Annotated in this window: 14 protein-coding genes; 10 read left to right on the top strand and 4 right to left on the bottom strand. The window is 53.2% G+C overall.

The window, feature by feature from the left end; all coding sequences use genetic code 11:
- The first annotated feature begins 8 nt into the window (after nucleotides 1-8).
- From IPK01_09110 to preA, 4 genes are all read left to right on the top strand, one after another.
- Entirely contained in the window at nucleotides 9-878 is an 870-nt protein-coding gene (locus IPK01_09110; protein MBK7933642.1) for an acyltransferase, read from the top strand.
- Nucleotides 879-881: 3 nt separating this feature from the next.
- Nucleotides 882-2,240, top strand: a complete 1,359-nt coding sequence (locus IPK01_09115; protein MBK7933643.1) for an NAD(P)-dependent oxidoreductase — start codon at nucleotides 882-884, stop codon at nucleotides 2,238-2,240.
- Nucleotides 2,241-2,403: 163 nt separating this feature from the next.
- Nucleotides 2,404-2,871 (top strand): hypothetical protein, encoded by a 468-nt coding sequence (locus tag IPK01_09120; GenBank protein ID MBK7933644.1) that lies wholly within the window; start codon nucleotides 2,404-2,406, stop codon nucleotides 2,869-2,871.
- Between the two features lie 78 nt (nucleotides 2,872-2,949).
- Entirely contained in the window at nucleotides 2,950-4,197 is a 1,248-nt protein-coding gene (preA, locus tag IPK01_09125; protein MBK7933645.1) for an NAD-dependent dihydropyrimidine dehydrogenase subunit PreA, read from the top strand.
- Nucleotides 4,198-4,202: 5 nt separating this feature from the next.
- On the opposite strand, the gene IPK01_09130 is transcribed toward preA, so the two are convergent.
- Entirely contained in the window at nucleotides 4,203-4,760 is a 558-nt protein-coding gene (locus IPK01_09130) for a hypothetical protein (protein MBK7933646.1), read from the bottom strand.
- Between the two features lie 15 nt (nucleotides 4,761-4,775).
- Nucleotides 4,776-5,924 (bottom strand): phosphotransferase family protein, encoded by a 1,149-nt coding sequence (locus tag IPK01_09135; protein ID MBK7933647.1) that lies wholly within the window; start codon nucleotides 5,922-5,924, stop codon nucleotides 4,776-4,778.
- A 273-nt stretch (nucleotides 5,925-6,197) separates the two neighbouring features.
- On the opposite strand from IPK01_09135, the gene IPK01_09140 reads away from it, so the two are divergent.
- The 6 genes from IPK01_09140 to pilQ all read left to right on the top strand — a co-directional run bounded on the left by IPK01_09140 (nucleotide 6,198) and on the right by pilQ (nucleotide 12,833).
- Nucleotides 6,198-7,391 (top strand): acyl-CoA dehydrogenase family protein, encoded by a 1,194-nt coding sequence (locus IPK01_09140; protein MBK7933648.1) that lies wholly within the window; start codon nucleotides 6,198-6,200, stop codon nucleotides 7,389-7,391.
- A gap of 453 nt (nucleotides 7,392-7,844) precedes the next feature.
- The gene (gene pilM / locus IPK01_09145) at nucleotides 7,845-8,897 is read left to right on the top strand and encodes a type IV pilus assembly protein PilM (GenBank protein ID MBK7933649.1); all 1,053 of its coding nucleotides are present in this window, start codon (nucleotides 7,845-7,847) and stop codon (nucleotides 8,895-8,897) included.
- A gap of 4 nt (nucleotides 8,898-8,901) precedes the next feature.
- Entirely contained in the window at nucleotides 8,902-9,615 is a 714-nt protein-coding gene (locus IPK01_09150) for a PilN domain-containing protein (protein ID MBK7933650.1), read from the top strand.
- Between the two features lie 21 nt (nucleotides 9,616-9,636).
- Complete coding sequence (gene pilO / locus IPK01_09155) at nucleotides 9,637-10,302, top strand: type 4a pilus biogenesis protein PilO (protein MBK7933651.1); 666 nt, start codon at nucleotides 9,637-9,639, stop codon at nucleotides 10,300-10,302.
- A gap of 42 nt (nucleotides 10,303-10,344) precedes the next feature.
- The gene (locus IPK01_09160) at nucleotides 10,345-11,079 is read left to right on the top strand and encodes a hypothetical protein (GenBank protein ID MBK7933652.1); all 735 of its coding nucleotides are present in this window, start codon (nucleotides 10,345-10,347) and stop codon (nucleotides 11,077-11,079) included.
- A 92-nt stretch (nucleotides 11,080-11,171) separates the two neighbouring features.
- The gene (gene pilQ / locus IPK01_09165) at nucleotides 11,172-12,833 is read left to right on the top strand and encodes a type IV pilus secretin PilQ (GenBank protein MBK7933653.1); all 1,662 of its coding nucleotides are present in this window, start codon (nucleotides 11,172-11,174) and stop codon (nucleotides 12,831-12,833) included.
- A 151-nt stretch (nucleotides 12,834-12,984) separates the two neighbouring features.
- On the opposite strand, the gene IPK01_09170 is transcribed toward pilQ, so the two are convergent.
- Both IPK01_09170 and IPK01_09175 read right to left on the bottom strand, forming a co-directional pair.
- Nucleotides 12,985-14,439 carry a hypothetical protein gene (locus IPK01_09170; protein ID MBK7933654.1) on the bottom strand — a complete coding sequence of 485 codons (1,455 nt, stop codon included), beginning with the start codon at nucleotides 14,437-14,439 and terminating at the stop codon, nucleotides 12,985-12,987.
- Nucleotides 14,440-14,677: 238 nt separating this feature from the next.
- Nucleotides 14,678-19,429: a M36 family metallopeptidase gene (locus tag IPK01_09175; protein MBK7933655.1), complete on the bottom strand. Its 4,752-nt coding sequence runs from the start codon at nucleotides 19,427-19,429 to the stop codon at nucleotides 14,678-14,680.
- Nucleotides 19,430-19,710: the final 281 nt, after the last annotated feature.

Consider the following 19,710-nt stretch of genomic DNA (forward strand, 5'->3'; position numbering starts at 1 on the left):
AAATTGTAATGTCTAGGATAGTAAAATGCGGGCTTATTCAGGCCCACAACGTCGCACCGACCGATGCTCCGATACCAGAGATCCGAAAGGCCAATCTCGATCATCAAATGAGTATGGTCGAGGACGCTGCACGTCAGGGCGTGCAGATGCTCTGTTTTCAAGAGATCTTCACGACGCCGTATTTCTGTGCGGAACAGACCACTCGCTGGTACGAGGCAGTCGAGCGGATTCCAGACGGGCCGACCGTAAAACTGATGCAGGAAGTCGCGAAACAGTATGGAATGGTGCTGATCGTGCCGATTTATGAAGAAGAGCAGACTGGGATTTATTATAATTCGGCCGCGGTGATCGACGCGGACGGTAAGTACCTAGGCAAATATCGAAAGACCCATATTCCGCATGTGAACCCCGGATTTTGGGAGAAATTCTACTTTCGGCCGGGCAATCTCGGCTACCCTTGTTTTGATACGGCGTTCGCCCGGATCGGCGTCTATATTTGCTACGACCGGCATTTTCCCGAAGGGGCAAGATGTCTCGGCCTCAATGGAGCCGAGATCGTTTTTAATCCGTCGGCGACCGTTGCGGGTTTGAGTGAATATCTTTGGAAACTCGAACAGCCCGCTCACGCAGTGGCGAACGGCTATTTCGTCGGAGCGATAAACCGGGTCGGAACGGAAGCTCCTTGGAATATTGGGGAATTTTACGGCCAGAGCTATTTCTGCGACCCTCGGGGTCAGATTCTCGTCGAAGGGTCTCGCGACCAGGATGAATTGGTCGTCGCCGATCTCGAAATGGACAAGATCCGTGAAGTGCGAAACACGTGGCAATTCTTCAGAGATCGCCGCCCTGATGCCTACGGGCCGATCGTCGCTGACTAAGATATGGCAAACGACTATTGCTCACCGCTCGAAATTACTCAGATCGAGCGAAATTTCTCGGAGATCAATCCGGCGTTTTCCGCGGCCGAGGCGATGCATGAGGCAAACAGGTGTCTGTTCTGTTATGACGCACCTTGTATTCAGGCGTGCCCGACAGGCATCGATGTGCCTTCGTTCATTAAGAAGATCGCGACCGGTAATCTGCATGGTTCAGCCCGCGTTATTTTCGATGCGAATCCGATCGGTGCTAGCTGTGCGCGAGTCTGTCCGGTCGAGGTGCTTTGCGAAGGCGCGTGCGTTGAGAAAACTCTCCTCAAGAAACCCATTGAGATCGGACGTCTGCAGCGTCATGCGACCGACTTTGCAATGGCGAGCGGTCGCCCTGTTTTTACTAAAGGCGAATCGAACGGCAAGTCGGTCGGTATCGTCGGCAGCGGGCCCGCTGGGCTTTCGTGTGGGACATATCTCGCACGCCTTGGTTATGACGTGACCGTATATGAACGAAAAGCTCAGGCCGGAGGGCTTGATACTTACGGCATGGCCGAGTACAAAATGCCGAAATCGGTTTCATTGAGCGAGGTCGAATATATCGCCGGACTCGGAGTTAAGTTCATCTTGAATACCCAGATCGTCCGCGGAGCGACGCCCGATTCCGAAATCCTTGGCGAAGTAAATGCCGTCGGCTTCGATGTGCTGAACGAGTGGCACGATGCGATCTTTCTAGCGACAGGACTCGGTGAGACCAACAAGCTAAATATTCCCGGCGAGGACCTTGACGGCGTTTATGATGCTCTTGAATTTATCGAAAAGATCAAAACTCGCGACTGGATGAACGTTCCGCTCGGCAAGAACGTTGCCGTGATCGGCGCCGGAAATACGGCGATCGACGCGGTTACTCAAGCCAAGCGGCTTGGGGCTGAAAAGGTCACGCTCATCTATCGCCGTACGGAGAAAGACGCTCCCGCGTACGAATACGAGATGGAACTCGCCCGAAAGGATGGCATCCAATTTATGTGGGAAACCACGCCGGTCGAGATCGGCGGCATTTCGAGCGTCGGCGGAATGCGTGTTCGGCAGGGAAACACCGAATTTAAGATCGACTGCGACATGGTCATCAAAGCTATAGGGCAGCAAAAAATGGCGTCGTTCTTTAGCGATGTTGCTGGTGTTGCCGTCGATGAAAAAGACCGCGTTGTAATTAACGATCAGATGCAGACCTCGAACCCAAAAATATTCTCCGGCGGCGACTGTGCTAACGGCGGAGCCGAGGCGGTTGACGCTTCGCAGATGGGCAAGTTGGCCGCTCAGGGAATTCATCAAACGCTGACGGGCGAGGCCGTTAAATTTGCGGGAGCGAAGTAGAAGGCTCAGATTTGATTCAATGCGATTACGAATAACATTTTTTAGGGCAGCCTTGTTCGGCTTTGTTGTTTGTTTCCTTGGTTGTTCCGAACGGGCGACTAACGGACAGTCATCGTCACCGCCACCAAAGGTTGAAAAGAAATCAGTGTCCTTCGAAGAGCAGTTGAAAACTTTCGAAAGATTAGGTTTTGTTCTAAATCCTACGATAAAGGTTGACGATATTGATCGTTGGGGCGGAAAGAGTGAATTCGACACGCCGCCGTTCATGACGATGTACATCACGCTCGGTCAAACGATCGAACGCGAGCCGTGGACGCCGCTTACCGACCGAGTTTGGCATTTTGACATGGAGGCGATCGAGGATCATGGTGCGTATGTCGACATTATGAAGAACCTTGAGCGGATAACGCGCGGTGAATTGAAATTTAGCAATCTTAAGGATTACGTTGATGTAGAGAATAAAAGGCATGGGTCTCATTTTCGGTTCGAAATAAGGCATACAAGTGGAATTTGGAGGTTGTTGATGACTGGGCCGATCCTCAACTTTTCTCAAAGGTTGTTGAACTTACAAAGATCCTCAAGACAAAGGGGCGTTTCACCTATTTTGATACCGGTGGACAAGATTCGGTAATTGGGTTTGAAACACTGGAGTCAAGGGAAGCAATCGTGAAAGCAACCGGGCTAAAGATCGAATGGCTTGACTGATATTATGGCTGATCTAACATCGAATTTCGCAGGCATCAAATCTCCTAATCCTTTCTGGCTCGCTAGCGCCCCGCCTACTAATATGGGGCCGATGATCGAGCGGGCATTTGATGCCGGTTGGGGCGGGGCGGTTTGGAAGACTTTGGGTGAACCTATTACCAATGTTTCTTCGCGTTTGGCTGCGCTTGATCAGGGGCCGGTGCGGATGATCGGGCTGAATAATATTGAGCTGATCACCGACCGTTCGCTCGAGGTCAATCTTAAGGAGATGGCCGAGTGTAAGAAGAAATATCCGGACCACGCTGTTATCGCTTCGCTGATGGTCGAGTCGAAAAAGGAAGCCTGGCAGGAAATTACAAAGCGAACCCAGGACACTGGCTGCGACGCCTTTGAACTCAATTTCGGCTGTCCGCACGGTATGTCCGAACGCGGAATGGGTGCGGCGATGGGGCAGGTGCCGGAATATACCTGCATGGTCACCGAATGGGTCAAGGAAGTTGCGAATATTCCGGTGATAGTCAAACTGACACCGAATGTTACGCATATCGTACCGCCGGGACATGCAGCTCAACGCGGCGGAGCCGATGCCGTATCGCTAATCAACACGATCAACTCGGTGATGGGCGTCGATGTCGATACGATGATCCCGTACCCGAACGTCAACGGCATGGCTGCTCACGGCGGTTATTGCGGGACGGCGGTCAAACCGATCGCTCTGAATATGGTGAGCGAATTGGCGAGGGATGTTGATTTCAACATTCCGATCTCGGGCATCGGCGGTATCAACACCTGGCGCGATGCGGTCGAATTTATGCTGCTCGGTGCGGGTAACGTTCAGGTTTGTACGGCTGTCATGCATTATGGCTATCGCATTGTCGAGGACATGATCGACGGGCTGAATAATTATCTCGATGAGAAAGGCTTTGCGTCGGTCAATGACATTATCGGCAAATCCGTCCATCGCGTGACCGACTGGGGCAATCTCGATCTCAACTACGACGTCAAGGCCCGTGTTAACGAAGAAAAGTGCATCCAGTGCAATCTGTGTTACGTCGCCTGCGAAGACGGTGCCCATCAGAGCTTCGAGTTTGTCGAGTCAAACGGCAAACGCTATCCGCGTGTCATCGAGAAAGAATGTGTCGGCTGTAATCTCTGCTACCTCGTCTGCCCGTCGCCCGGCGCGATCGAAATGGTCCGCGTCGATGCCGGCGGCCCGCCCCAAAGCTGGCGTGAGCGGACAGCAGGGAACTAACCGATCTACTTCAACGCGTCGAGCTTGCGGATCCAGAGATTCAAGGCTTGATTGAGAAGCATCGCGAATCGGCCTTTCGTCACAACGTTCGTTGGCGTACTGTTTTTCATCTCGGTCAGGCCGAATCGGCATTTTAGTTCTTCGAGAACTTCGGCCTCAGCCAGAACTCCATTCTTGCCTAATGGCGTTGAGCAACTCTTTCCAAAGAGTGCTTTGTATTTTGAGGCCAACATGCCTCGCTCTTTGGCTACCGCCATCATCGCGATCTGCCCGTTCGAAGCCATATATCCTAGATCAGGTGAGTTCAGATTTGCGGCACCGTTGTACTCATATTGATACGTCAAATTCTTGACCTTGTGCGACTCGATCAAGGCTTTGAGGTGAATGTAATATTCGTCTTTTGATGTGACATCCGTGACCTGCGCAACGGTCGTGACATTGTCAGCAGCGATATAAACAGGCGGCTTTGGTGCGGGCGTTGGAGTTGGCTTTGGCGTGCCCTGGCCGTACGCAAAGGTCGAAAATGAGAGTGCTATAAATAAGAGTAACAAATTTTTTCTCATATTTTGATTCTGTGATCAGATCGATTTTCTAGATATCGCAGATGCGGCTATGATCCCGAGTGATGCCACAAATTTGTTGTATGTTGCGAATCTTGCGTCACTGGTGAAGCCTTTCGCGAATCTTGCGTAGATCTGCTGCGCGATGACGGCGATCTTGAATGTGCCGAAGACATAATAGAACAGCATGTCCGGAACGGCGCGTCCCTGAGATTCGGCGTACATATCGACCAGCTCTTGCCGCGTGATATTTTCCATCAGGACCCTCGGGTTGAAGGGCATGTTGAGCAATCCGTCGGGTGCGTCCCTGGAAATCCAATAGCCAAGTGTTGTGCCGAGGTCCATCAGTGGATCGCCGACGGTGACCATCTCCCAATCGAGAACAGCCGTTACCTTTGTAAGATCTGACGGATCGAGCATGATGTTGTCGAACTTGTAATCGTTGTGGATCAGCGAAGCCCCCGATTCTGCCGGGATGTTTTCATTGAGCCACGCGATCGCATTTTCGATTTCCGGAACCTCGTCGATCCTGGCCGCGAAATAGCGTTTAGTCCAGCCTTCGACTTGGCGTTTGTTGTAGCCAACGGGTTTGCCGAGGGTTTCCAGTTTTGCGTCCTTGAGATCCAGCGAGTGGAGATCGGCTAGGTTTTGGATGAAGCTCTTGCAAACCTCGAATCGAAACACCTGAGACGTTTCGAGCAGCTCGGCTTGCGATAGGGCGTTTTGAGTCCCGCCTTCAGGCGGCTCTTCGCCCGCGGTGTTGCCGCCTGAAGGCGGGACTCCAAGCTCGAGCGTCCCCGGGATCTTTCCTCTGATTATCAAACCTTGCCGGCGTTCCATTAGGTAAAACTCGGAGCCGATGACCGACTGGTCCTCGCAATAGAGCAGCGGCCGAGGAGCGGGTTCGTACACAGCCGATAGCTTTGAGAGCACATCAAATTCACGCCGCATATCGTGGGCCGACTTGACCGTGTTCCCGAACGGCGGCCGGCGGAGTACAAATTCCTTTCGTCCTAGTCGAATCAGATAAGTCAGGTTCGAACTGCCGCCTGGAAATTGTTCTACACGAATTTCGCCGTCGAGCAGGTTCGGCTGGCCTTTGCAATAGGTCCTAAGACTGTCGATGTCGATCTCTTCGCCCTTGCGGACGTTTTTGGTCTCACCCATAAACTCATAGAGGTCATGATCTATATTGTTCAATTTTCGAATGCCTCAAAATGGCCGGAATTACTCCCGATTATTCAGGATTTTTCGTTGTAGAGCAACCTGTGTGACGCCTCGAATTCACTCAAGTCCTTCGGCCAGCCCTCCCGCCCACAGATCGACAACAAGACGACTTCATCAAGTGTGGTGATGATCGGCGAATCTCATGTTTGTGCAATTAAAAACCTCGCTATTGATGTTGATGCGCAGGGCATTTGTATAAGAGAATGACCGGGTATGAACTTTGAATATTCTGAGAAATCATTGGAAATGCAATCGCGGCTGAATGTGTTCATGGACGAGTGGATCTATCCAAATGAGCAAGCCTATCTGGACGAGATCAATTCTGGTGACCGATGGCAGGCGTCAAAACTGATGGAAGAACTGAAGCATCATGCTCAATCTGCAGATCTGTGGAATTTGTTTTTGCCGGATGTGTCGGGGCTTACAAATCTCGAATACGCACCGCTGGCTGAGATCATGGGGCGTGTTGTTTGGGCATCCGAAGTATTCAATTGCTCGGCTCCAGACACCGGCAACATGGAGGTGCTACATTTGTACGGTTCGCCGGAACAAAAACTGCATTGGTTGGCACCGTTGCTAAATGGCGAGATTCGTTCGTGTTTTGCGATGACCGAGCCGGATGTAGCCTCGTCTGATGCCACGAACATTTGTGCGTCAATCGTAAGTGAAGGTGATGGCTATATTTTGAACGGGCGAAAATGGTGGTCGACCGGTGCGGGCGACAAGCGATGCAAGCTTGCTATCTTTATGGGCAAGACCGATCCGGATGCTCCGAAACATCTGCAGCAATCAATGGTGCTGGTACCGATGGATGCCGAGGGCGTCAAGGTCGAGCGAAATCTGCTGGTGTTCGGTTTTGACGATGCACCGAACGGACACTCGGAAATTTCATTCACCAACGTCCGTGTTCCAAGGGAAAATTTGCTTCTCGGTGAAGGCCGCGGTTTTGAGATCGCGCAAGGGCGGCTTGGGCCCGGACGAGTCCATCACTGTATGCGGCTGATCGGAATCGCTGAGCGATCCCTTGAGTTGATGTGTGCCCGTGCAAAGACCCGAATGGCATTCGGCAAAGCCGTCGCCGACCAGGGTGTGATTCGCCAATGGGTCGCAGAAGCTCGGCTCGCGATTGACCAAGCACGTTTGCTCGTTCTCAAGGCGGCGTGGATGATGGACACCGCTGGGAACAAAGCCGCGCGACGCGAGATCGCGATGATAAAAGCCGTCGTTCCGCAGATGGCTTTGAAAGTGATCGATCAGGCGATCCAGGTCCACGGCGGCGGCGGCGTGTCCCAGGACTTTCCACTAGCGCAATTTTGGATCTACGCCAGATCACTTCGCCTCGCGGATGGGCCCGACGAAGTGCATCTTGAATCCATTGCAAAGTTAGAGTTAAAGAAAAGCCGGTAGAAAGTCCCATTCCGGGCCAAGAAAAAATTCACAAATTGGCTTCTATGCCGTCATTCTGACCGACCGCGCCAGTCAGTATGAATATTTTTCTTTCATTTTAAGTTAAACAATGCAAAAAAGTGTTGACAGACGTTGTGCATTACTGTAAATTCTAAAGAGTAACAGCCAATAGGTTGTTCACCCTTCGCCACCATATGCGAATGAGTTTTCTCAAGAATGACAGTTCAAAGGCCGCAGTTCGCGGTCAAAACATCCGGAAAGTTGCGGGTTTTTGGCACTGCTAAGTAAACAGACCTGCCGTTCGATCGCTTACGACTACGCGTTTAATTCAGAAGGTGGCAAAGATCTTCCGAAACGCCAAAGCCCAACCGACCCGGAAATTTCAGGGAAACTCTATTAATTGAAGTAGATTGGCGTGAAAGTAAACTGAAAGCCAACAAGGAGCAAAAAATAATGCTGTTCGGTAAAAAGAAAAGCGTTGCCGGTTTGGATATAGGTTCGAGTTCGATCAAAATGGTCGAGCTTGACGGCAAACCAAACAGTCTCAATTTGGTCAGCCTCGGATTTGAAAATCTGCCGGGCGACACGATCATTGACGGGCAGATCATGGAGCTGAACGTCGTTTCGGACGTGATCCAGAGCGTCTGCAACAATCACCAAGTTGCCGCGACACAGGTCGTCACCGGCGTTAGTGGTCACAGTGTCATTATAAAGAACATCGTTCTGCCGTCGATGAGCCGAGAGGAACTCGAGGAATCGATCGACTGGCATGCCGAAGAGCATATTCCGTATGATCTGGCTGATGTGAGCCTGGATTACCAAGTCACATCCGAGACAGCTGATTCTACTCACGTCCTGATCGCCGCGTGCAAACGTGATCGTATAGATAATATAAAACAAGCCATTCAGTTAGCCGGCAAGCAGCCGGTGATCATCGACGTTGATACGTTCGCCCTGCAGAATTGCTACGAAGCGAATTACAGCCCGACCGACAACGATGTCGTCACGCTGCTCAATATCGGTGCCTCGACGATGAACGTCAACATCGTGAAGGGCACACGTTCCTTATTTACACGCGATATCACAGTCGGCGGCAGTCAGTTCACCGATGTCCTTCAGCGAAGCCTAGGGCTAAACTTCCAACAAGCAGAGGCTGTGAAACGCGGTGTCAATGACGCCGTGGACGGTATCGAAGAAAAAGCGATCGAGCCGCTGATGAATAACGTTACCGAGATCGTAGCGATGGAAATACAGAAGACATTCGATTTCTATCGAGCGACGACCGAAGATAACGAGACCGTTGTACAAAAGATCCTGATATCTGGCGGCGGTTCGAAACTTGCCGGTTTGTCGCAGGAACTTTCGCAGCGTCTCGAGCTTCCAGTAGAAGTTCTAAATCCGTTCCGTAATATTCGCGTGGACGACAAAAAGTTTGACCCTGAATATCTTAGCGAGATCGTGCCTGAAATGGCTGTGGCAGTCGGTCTGGCAATAAGGGGAGTGTAACAAGATGATCAAGATCAATTTACTTAATTCTGTAACCGAACGACAAGGCGGAGCCGCCGTAGCCGTAGATCGCAAGATCGCGAGTCCTGCGTCCAGATTCGTCGTCATGTCATTGGTCGTTGCTGCACTACTCGCCGCTGTTATCGGCTGGGACATTATCAGCACGCAAATGGCCAAGACCGAAGCCGAGCGTCAGCTTGCAGAACAGAAGCAGATCGAAGCAGATCTTGCGGTTGTGATCGCCGAGCAGAAAGACCTCGAGCAGAAGATCCAGAACATCGATATGCGTATCGAAGCGATCAAGAAGCTTCGTGGATCACAGGCAGGCCCAAGTGCCGTACTTGAAGCGATGCGCGAGCGCATTGCGATGACACCGGGGCTTTACCTCGAGAGTGTCGAACAAAACGGCGAACAGTTGACATTCAAGGGCAATTCCCCCGACGAAAGTCAGGTCACCCAGTTTGGCCGCAGTCTTGAATTTTCGAACGGACTATTCTCGAATCTGAGCATTGAGACGACTCGTGCTGAAATTCAAAACCAAAACGCCCCTCAGAAAGTGAATGCCGAGGGCGAAGCACCGAAGATCGGGATCGTCAATTTCGTGATCAAGACCGCGTATACGCCTTCGAAGGCGGCCGGATCGAGTGCTAATGCACCGACGACCGCATCGGTTCCGGGAGCCGCTCAGACGCAGCCTGTCCAGGTCGCAAAAAACTAATCTCCAAACAAGGAAACTACAATGTTAGAGAAAATCAAAAACCTCAAATGGCACTTCCAGCTAATGATCCTCGTCGGCGTCGCATCGCTGATCTACGCCAGCGTCTGGTACTTTGTGACCAGCGAAACGCGGGCAGAGATCACGACGCTAACGGACCAGGTCGCTCAGCTTCAGCAGAAGAATGAGACCGCACGATTAGCCACGCAGCGTATAAACGAGTTTCGCTCGCTCTATGCCAGCAAGGCCGCTGAATACGAAGAACTCAAGGTTCTACTGCCGGAACAGCGTGAGCTGACCAATGTCCTTCAGGGCCTGCAGGACACTGCAAACGACGCCCGATTGATCGTGATGCGGTTCAGTCCGCGTGACGAGACTCAGCAGGACATGATAATGGCCAAGCCGGTCGAGGTCGAGGTTGACAGTAACTTTAACAACCTGCGTGCATTCTTTGACAGCATGGCTAAACTGCCGCGTATCGTTTCGATCACCGATTTCAAGATCAATCAGCTTGAAAAGCAATCGGAGAACAAAACGCTGCATGCTCAGTTCCTGCTGACGGCATATTATGCGGCACCAACTGATCTCAATTCGGCTGCGGCTCCCGGAGCCCCCGGAGCAGCCCCGGTCCCCGGAACAGCCCCGGCCCCCGGAACAGTTCCGGCACCTGCGGCCGCTCCTGCCAAGTAACACTTCACACCCACCTATCGAGTAATAGAAGAGAAAAAAGCCATGATCTACAAATCGACACCAATACGATTAGCTTGCCTTACCGCGATCGCAATAGCATTCGTGCTCGTGAGCGGACAGTCCTCGTCGGTAAATGCCCAACGCGATCCATTCGCTAAGGCGAGCTGGGCAAAGGAAAAGAAGCCGGCACCGGTGAATAATCCGTCAGCCGGTTCGAAAACCGGAGTAGCCGCGACGCCCGTGAACTACGGCCCTCCAATGATCGAGGCACGCATTGAATATTACAAGCGGCTCAGAGAACAAGCCGCGGCAAATGGCCAACCGCTGCCGAAAGTCACCAGCGTTCTGACTCTCAGCGAAATGATCGTCACCGGCATCTTTAAGACGCCGAGAGGTTATGCCGCAATGGTCGAGGCGACACCGATCAAGCTTTCATACACGATCTATCCCGGTGAGAAATTCTTTGACGGACAACTCGTCGCTGTCGAGGAGAACAAACTCATTTTTCGCAAGGTCACGAAGACTGCCCCGGGCAAATTCGTCGCCTCTGTCGAAGACAAGCCGCTGCAGCAATACAATATGAAGGCGGTCGTCCAGGGAACAGCTCCATCGCAAGATGAGAACAAGCCCGTCCAGGTCGCAGCTGCTCCAGTCATTGGTTCACCCGCAGGACCGATCATATCGCCGGTCGATGAGATGAACAACGCGCCGGCCGTCGACGATACAAAGAAGAAGCCTGCCAAAAAGCCTGCCAAGGCTGCGAAAGCCGGCAAATAGCAATTTTTGCGATCGCAGACCCTTGCGATCCTAATCTGATGAACATTTCAATCCGATCTTTTCCGAAAGATCATTTCTGTAACGGAGGAAACATGAATTCTCTTATCATCATCAGCGACGTGGTAAAGCGTACCGCATTCGCTTTTCTGATAGTCGCCGTGCTGGCAATCTCAGCAACGGCTCAAAAGGTCGATCCCAAATCTGAAGGGCTTCGCTACGGCGACGCCGGATTTCGCGGCGAACCGATCAATCTCAGCGTTGTGAATGCCGATATCCGCGACATTCTCAGCTATATAACTGATCAGTACGGTATCAACTTTGTGATCGACAAATCGGTCAAAGAAGTACCGGTGACGGTAAAGCTCAACGATGTTCCATGGAACGTCGCCCTCGATTCGGTTCTGCAGTCGCAGTCGCTGAATGCACAGGTCAACGGCAACATCCTGCGAGTTGTCGATTCGAAAGTGCTTTCGGACGAGATAGACCTTCGTTCAAAATTAATGGACGGTGCGATCGATGGCTCGCCTCTTTATACCGAATTTCTCAGGCTCAATTATGCACGTGCCTCGGGAACGCTCAGCGGCGATGCCGGCGGTGCGGGTGGTTTGACCACCGGAACGTCGAGCGGCGGTCCATCAGGCGGAGATAGCAGCAGTTCCAGCGGCGGAAGCGACCAGGGAATTCTCGGCATTGTCAAAAAACGCCTTTCGCGTCGCGGAACGGTCGAAGTTGACGGCCGCAGCAACACGCTTATCATCACCGATGTCAAACAAAATATAGAAGCGATCCGCCAGCTAGTCTCATATCTTGACCAACCGGAACCGCAGGTTGAGATCGAAGCACGCATCGTTGTGGCTTCGCGAAACTTTAGCCGCGATATCGGTGTCCAGCTAGGCGCGATTCTGACCGGCCCCCGCGGAAGCGGAGCAGCCGGCGGAACGCTGCCGGGCAATACATTTGGTTTGCCGGTACCTCCGAGTATCCCTAATGGTGCTGTGGGCAACGATATGTTTTCGAAGATCGCAAACACGGTCATCGGTTTGACGACCGGCGTTTTTGGAACCGCTCAGATCAACGCGATGATCTCTGCCGGTGAACAGAAAGGCCAGGCTAAGGTCATTGCAACACCTCGCGTCACAACTCTGAATAATCGTCCGGCGGAGATCAAGAGCGGAACCAAAATTCCGGTCACAACGATCCAGCCGGGCAGTGCCGCGGGTGGTGCAGTTATTGCGACGACGACCTATGTTGACGTTCCTCTTCGATTGGCCATTACGCCTCAGATCACGGATCTTGGTACGGTCATTCTCAATGTTATTGCCGAAAACAGCTCGACCGCGACGATCGTTGGCGGAGCCGCTCCGGCCATCAACACCCAGAGTATGACGACCCAGGTAACGGTTCCCGATGGCGGAACGACCGTTGTTGGCGGTGTTTTGTTCGACGACGAACGCGAGAGCACCGACCGCACGCCGGGAATCTCGAGGATCCCGTTGCTGGGCAACCTTTTTAAGCGAAAGGGAGTTTCTCGTAACACGAACGAGATCTTGTTCTTCATTACACCGCGGATCACACGTCCGGACACATCGAATGCCGCACAGGGCGGACAGATTCGTCCCGCATCGATCCTCCAGCCGGTGCCAATGGGCAATCCGCCGTCAAACTCATCCCGCGGCGGCGATACCCCGATGCCTGTTGTTCAAGGACCGGCATTGGCAAGGCCGGAGATGGCCACCACTCCGACCAAACCGTAACGGATATTCAATGTTTCTTCCGAAGGGCCCGCTGAACCATAAGGTTTCGGCGGGCTTTCTTATGGGTCTTGCTGCTATGTCAAAGTCGTGAACTTGAAGGTTTTCTTTTCATTCAAAATAACATTCGGCGTCCGGGAAGCCTCGACCTCGGTCACCGAACAAAAGCATTCGGAAGCGGGATATCGCCGGATTGGCCGAACTGCTGGATGAGTGTTCCGGCGGTCGAGCGTTGGGCGAACCACGTTGAGTTCGACGGGCGGAAGATGGCGGCGTCATACTTTCCGTCACCGTCGTAGTCGCCGGGCACCGGCAGATCAGAGGCAATTCCGAACGGGAACGCAAAGTAGCTGTTATTCTCGCTTCGCAAAATGTACCAATCGCCGGTCGCAGGACGCCAGAACGCTACATCGGCCTTGCCGTCGCCGGTATAGTCGCCCGATACTGCCTTGTCCGTCGCCGTGCCGAACTCGAACGCGACAGTTCCCGCACTGCTCCTGGCAAGCCACCATTGGCCGAGGCTCGGCCGGTATATCGCGATGTCGGCCTTGGCGTCGCCGTCGTAGTCAGCCGGAACCGGAAGGTCGCCCGCGATACCGAATTGCTGTATGGCCGTGCCGCCGCCTGAATTGGCGATGAACCAAGTGCTGTTCGAAGGTCGGAACACAGCCGGATCGGACCGGCCGTCGGCGTCATAGTCAGCAGGTACAGGAACGTCGCCGCCGGAACCGAATGGAAATGCGAAGAACGAAAAGTCGTCGCTCCTCAGCACATACCAGAAACCGGTCGAAGGACGAAAGAAGGCGATGTCCGTCTTGTTGTCGCCAGTGAAATCCGACGGAACGATGACATCGGTCGCAGTCCCGAACTGCACAGCTCCATTTCCGCCGTTCGATGATCTCGACCACCACCACTCGCCGCCGGAACCGCCGTTCGGACGGTAAATACTCACATCTGTCTTATTGTCGCCGTCAAAGTCGAAAACAGGGCTGCCGGACGTCGTTGCCGCCGATGTGGTGTATATATAGTCGCCTGAGGGAGCACCGTTGCTGTCGCTTCCATTTCCTGCCGCATAAAACCCGACCCTGCCGCCGCGCGATGCGGGTGCGGTCCAGGTGAATATCCACCTGTTGAACCCAAACGTCATCGGAAGGAAGAGGCCGCTCTCGGTGTGTTCGACGTACTTGCGTTCACGGCCGCCTACCAGACCTGTGACGATCTGTGATCTCGGCTGAGGTTCATTTGGAAGCGTGAACACCCCGATCTTTTCGCCGATAGCATTGATCGCAGTGAGTTGAAAGCCATAAATGACCGCATTTGCCTGAGAGGTGGTCACCGTGACCTGGATCTGTTGTCCCGGCGTATAGAGGGCGGGAATGCCGGTGATCGAGATGTTTCCTTCACCCGAATTGACCGGGAATTCTGAATGGCATGAGGTGCAATTCGCTTCGCCCGGAGCTCCGGTATGAGAGGCAGACGGGCCGCTTGACGCGGCGGAGACGCCCTGAGTTGGATCGCCGTAACTTCCAAAACCGAAAACAGCGATCGCGGCGACTGCAGCCATGACGGACAGCTTTAGTAAAACAGCTTTATCGAAGCGTTCTTGCATGTGAATGATACTCCTGAAAACAATAAACGGAACTAACTGTTTTGACGGAGGGAACGGCCCAAAAGTCGATGAAAGTGCTATTTAAAAAATAGGCTCAGGCGGCGTGAATGTCAATCTTTATACTCTGCCCCGGGGGCAGCCTCACGAAACGAAAATAAAAAAGCAGGACCAAGTCGAACTTGGCCCTGCTTAAGGTTTGTATCCAAAGCCGGACTATTGGAGCCGGCTTTGAAGAGGACTAATTCCCCGAGTTGAAGATAAATGAAAATCTCCGTACCGTACCGGTGTCAGCACCGGCATTGTCAGAAACATTTATCGTCCAAGTCCCGTCAGCGTTCTCACCATCGAAAGCACTCATTGGGCTAAATGGTGAAAAGTTGCCGGTCGGAAACTGCAATGCAGTGTTGCAAGCACCGGGCGTCGGATTACCCTGAAGATCGATCGACGGGAATCCGCCTTCATCGTTCAACAGGATATTTCCGAGATTGTTGTTGCTGCAACCAACTGTGTTCGGCACCGGTACGCCGGGACGATCATAGATCGTAACTGTTGGCGAGCCGTCAGGCGGTGTGATCTTAATGATAATATCACCAACCCAACTATGGTTGATACCACAATCGACATCACCAACGGTTGCATCGCAGGTGCCCATAGGGTCGTTATCGAAGCTGAAGTTCATATCAGCAACGGTTCCAACACCGGCAACGATCAGCGGAATGTTGACGCCAGCCGGAACATTATCCGGAATGGCGGTCGCACCGTTGAAACTAACGGTCACAGCACCGCCACCGCCGCCCGCCACTATCGGAAGATAGCGGTTCGGGACAGGGATGTCGCTGCCGACACCAAATGCCTGGACCGAATAGCCGGCCGTCGAGCCGAGTACATGCCAGGTTCCGGCACGGTAGACCGCAACGTCATCTTTGCCGTCACCGTCGTAGTCTCCCGGAACAGGAACATCGCCATTCGTTCCGAATGCCTGGATTATGGTCGAGGCATCGGACGATTTGCGGATGTACCACGTACCGTCTGACGGACGGAATACCGCGATGTCATCTTTGCCGTCACCGTCAAAGTCGGCATGTGCGATCCTATCGCCTGTCGTACCGAACGGAACAGCGACGAAGTTCGTTGCCGGCGTGCCGGTAGGTTTGGCGATATACCAGGTGTTTTCAGACGGACGATAAATGGCCAGATTGGTCTTGCCGTCACCGTCGATGTCGATCGCGAGCGGAACATCAGCAGCCGATCCGAAAGGCTCAACGGTATTTGAACCGTTGCTGCTGTTCAGAACGTACCAAACGTTCGTGGACGGACGGAATACCGATAGGTCGGTTTTGCCGTCGCCGTCATAGTCGCCCGAGACAGGAACGTCGTCAGGAACACCCCATGAGAGGCCCTGATATACAAAGCCGTTGCTCTTGAGGATGAGGTAATCGCTATCAGCCGGGTTTGAACTGGCTCGGAACACGGCCGTGTCAGCCTTGCCGTCGCCGTCGTAGTCGCCCGGAATCAGAACGTCAGTCGATGTTCCCCAGTTGATAACTGAGAATCCGGCTGTCGAACCTTGAAGATACCAATTGCCTTCTGACGGACGGAATACCGAAAGATCGGTCCTGCCGTCGCCATCGAAGTCAGCACGCGGATTGTCCGGAACCGCAGGACCGCATGGGCCTGTTCCCGGTGTACAAACGCCGCCCGGAAGGACGCCGCTCAGCTTCAATCCCGGTGTGATCACTGCACTATTGAACGAGTGCTGTGTGAACGTCGTGCCGGTCGTAGCCTTTTGAACGCCGACCGTTGCACTTACGCCATTTGCGTTAGGTGCGATACCGGTCAACGCGTAGATGTAATCCACATTGCTCGTGCCCTCTGTTAGGACCAAAGCATAGTTGACATTAATAGGCCCGTTGGTGGATTCAGCAAAGTGCTGGCCGCGCCATTCGATAATGAACTGGCGATTCGGAGCCATACCGGTTGTCTGAGTATAGATACCGCCATTTGTTACGTCCGCGGGATCCATGTCCATGTCATCCCAAAGCGGGAACAATGTCGCACCGGCTCCGGCAGAAGCTGTCGGAAGAGCGGCATTTGTGAATGCTGTGTTTGCAGCACCGTTGACGTTTACCTGGCCGTTGGTACTCGCACTGAGCGAAGTAACAGCGACGTCATAAACGGTCGATGACCAGCCCATCGGAAGCGGAACTGCAACTGCAGCGTCATCCAACTGGCTGCCCGCGATCAATGTTCCGCCCGCCGGGATCGTTCCCATTCCGGGTGTGAACACATAATTGAGGCCAGCTTGGCCGACCGGCAGCGAGAAGTTCTTCACATGAGGAGAACCGCCGCCGGCACCCGTGAAGGTGACTGTAAGTGTAAAGTTGACCGATGAGAAGCAAGCCACGGTGTTGTCAAGCGACACCTGGAAAGGAGTCGTATTTGTTCCCGAAGCTCCACCCGCGAGGTCGGCATATGCCGAATTTGGCTGGGTGATGGTCACGCCCGGCGTTGCCGACGAAAGTACAGCCGAGATGGCCGTTGCCGGATTACCCGAGTTGTTCGTCACCGGAACGTCCATCGTGTTGCATTCGTTCGGCTCAAGCAGGAAGTTGCCCGAGGTCACGGTTCCGTTACCGGCGGTCAGGTCTGCTGAGTCAAATGCTTCGGTAACGACAGTTGCCGAAGTAACCGATGCCGAGAATCCGAAACCGCGACGGCGGAAGCCTTCGCGAACGTCAAGGACGTAACCGGCATTCTGCGGAGCAAGCGGCATAGCCGCTGCAGCGGCTATGATACCGTCACGTTCTTGCAGCATGTTAGGGTTGATCGGCGTGAGTTTCATGCCGTCGGTGACGGCCTGAAGTACGTCACGCGTACCGGTTGCGAAACCGTTACGTGCAATGAACAAGCTGCGGACTTCCCAAAGTGCCGATTTCCAAATTTCACCGGCGTTATGTACCTGCGAGCAGTTGCCCGAGGTGGCGATAACCGGATTACGTGGATATGCACTGGAAACCGCTGTTGCGGTCGTTCCGAGTGTTGCGTCGCAGCCGGCATTCAAGTGACCAAAGGTCAGCGGATTGTGCGGCTTGTTCATCGGGCCGCCCGTCGAAGCGATCAGCGCCGTCGGGAAGCGGCGAATGCCGTAATAATAGTTCGACGTCATTGTGCCGCCGAGGCTAAGAAGCGAATAACCGCCAAGGCCATAGATGCCGTTGACGCTATCGGTCGGCTCGGCAAGCATGGTGTGTGCATACCAGTCGCCCCAGCCTTCGCCCATCATGCCGCCCTGGTTGCCCAGGCCGCTGCCGTTTCCGTGCAGACGGTTTGACGTTCCGTGAGTGACTTCGTGAATAACGATGTCAGCATCAGCCGTACCATCGCGGTCAGGTGTCGGACCGGTCCAGAGGAACATCTGCATACGTCCGCGGCCGCCGTCTGCCGGTGTTGCGAAGTTAGCATTGTTGGTTCCTGATGAATCCTGTCCTTCAGACGAGACGCGGTCGGCGCCCAGTCCCATTCCCGTGAAGTTTGTGTTCTGGAAGTTGCGAGCCGCTTCGGTAAATCCACGCAGGTACAATTCGTCGTGGTATTTGTTCATAATGTAAAACATTTGAATAACGGCTCCACGTTGTGCTTGCGGAGTTAGAGGGTCATCGCCCGGTGCGGGCATTCCCGGCGGAGGATTCCATGTCGAAGAGAAGACGCGGCATCCGGCACCCGGACAAGCGGTGTCGCCCACCATCGGTGCGTCAACGCCATTCGGAGCAACACGGTCAACACCGGCTTCGTTAGCGTTACCGTCGGTGATGTTCGTGTTGTCATTGATCCATCCGAGTTGGTTGATGGTCGCAAGCGGACCTTCATTACCGATCAGAGTTTGATTGGTTCTCGAGCCTAAAACACCTTGAGCTCCGACCGTCGGGTCGTTGGGCGGAACAGAGATGTATGGTGACAATGGAGCTGCGTGGTCCGCAGTGTTGATATACGACGGAGCATTGGCATAAACATTGTAAGTTGCCGCTTGGGTCTGGTCATCAGCGATGTTCTTGTGCCAAAGTACGATGCCGGTCTGTGCATCAACGATCACGTAGTACGCATTGATCGGACGCCAGATCAGGACACGCCATGACGGAACCGCAACGCCAGGTTCGGTCGGGAAGTACATCTTTTCGGCAGTTGTTGCCCAGTCGCCGCCGCCAAAGACCGCTTTTAAATCAGTCGACTCAGCTTCGTTCTTGGAAACATCTTCAGGACGGAGTTCGTGTTTGATGTGCTGAGCAGCAATACGCACTGCATCAAGCGGATTGTTAAAGGTCCGTGAAACCTGACTTGCATCCACACCCGGAGCCAGGTTGTTGATCACGCGGATGATCTCGCCATTCTTGGTAAATCCGGCTTTGACTTCGCCGCGGAATACGGGAATGTTGTTGAATTTCTGTTCGAGATGGACATACGAAAGATTGCCGTCAGGATTGGTGTAATCCGCCGCGACCTTCAATCCGTCGACTTCCTGATTGGTGATACCGATCAGTTCGTTGTTCTGTTTGACGAAATTCCTGAGGATCTCAACACGGCTAGCCGATGATGGCGGTGTGAGCCATTCGACCTTTGCACGGTAAACATCAGGTGTCATCAATTCGGGAATTCGAATGTCGAGGTTGTAGTCGATCTTAGCTGTCGGATGAGTCTGCTTGAAAGCACTTTCACCGCGAACGAATCCATCACGGATGTCGGCGACCAACGAAGCGGATTTCCCGCTCATGTCGCGAAGCCGAGCTAGGTCATCGATGCTTTCTTTCGATTCGCGAATATCCCACATTTTTGGAATATCGGGATCAGCACTGACCGTCCGTTGTACTAAACCCTTCGGCGCGGTCGCCGATGAGCGGAACTGATACGGCAATATCGTCAGTGCCGTAACCATTCCTAAAACAAATAAACACAACAGTAAACCCTTTCGAGTCTCTGTCTTTTTACGTCTCTGCATTTCCAAGCCCTCCTAAAAGCTAAAATCCTGAAGTTTTCAAATCTCGTGGCAATGATCTTCGGCTAAGATGACCAAATTCGCGGGAATTGGAATTACTCAAACATCAAAACGCGTCGTTCCAAAACATGGCAACGTCGTGACGAAAGAAGCTAAACGGTAGATGTGAACAAAAATTTTAAAACGAATCCCCTATGTTTTATCAGATTTATTACCAGCCGTCAATGAAATAACGCAGTTCTGGCGTAACAAATCACTGCTAAGACACTCGTTTCGGCTAACTA

It is taken from the genome of Acidobacteriota bacterium, from assembly GCA_016713675.1.
Taxonomy (GTDB): domain Bacteria; phylum Acidobacteriota; class Blastocatellia; order Pyrinomonadales; family Pyrinomonadaceae; genus OLB17.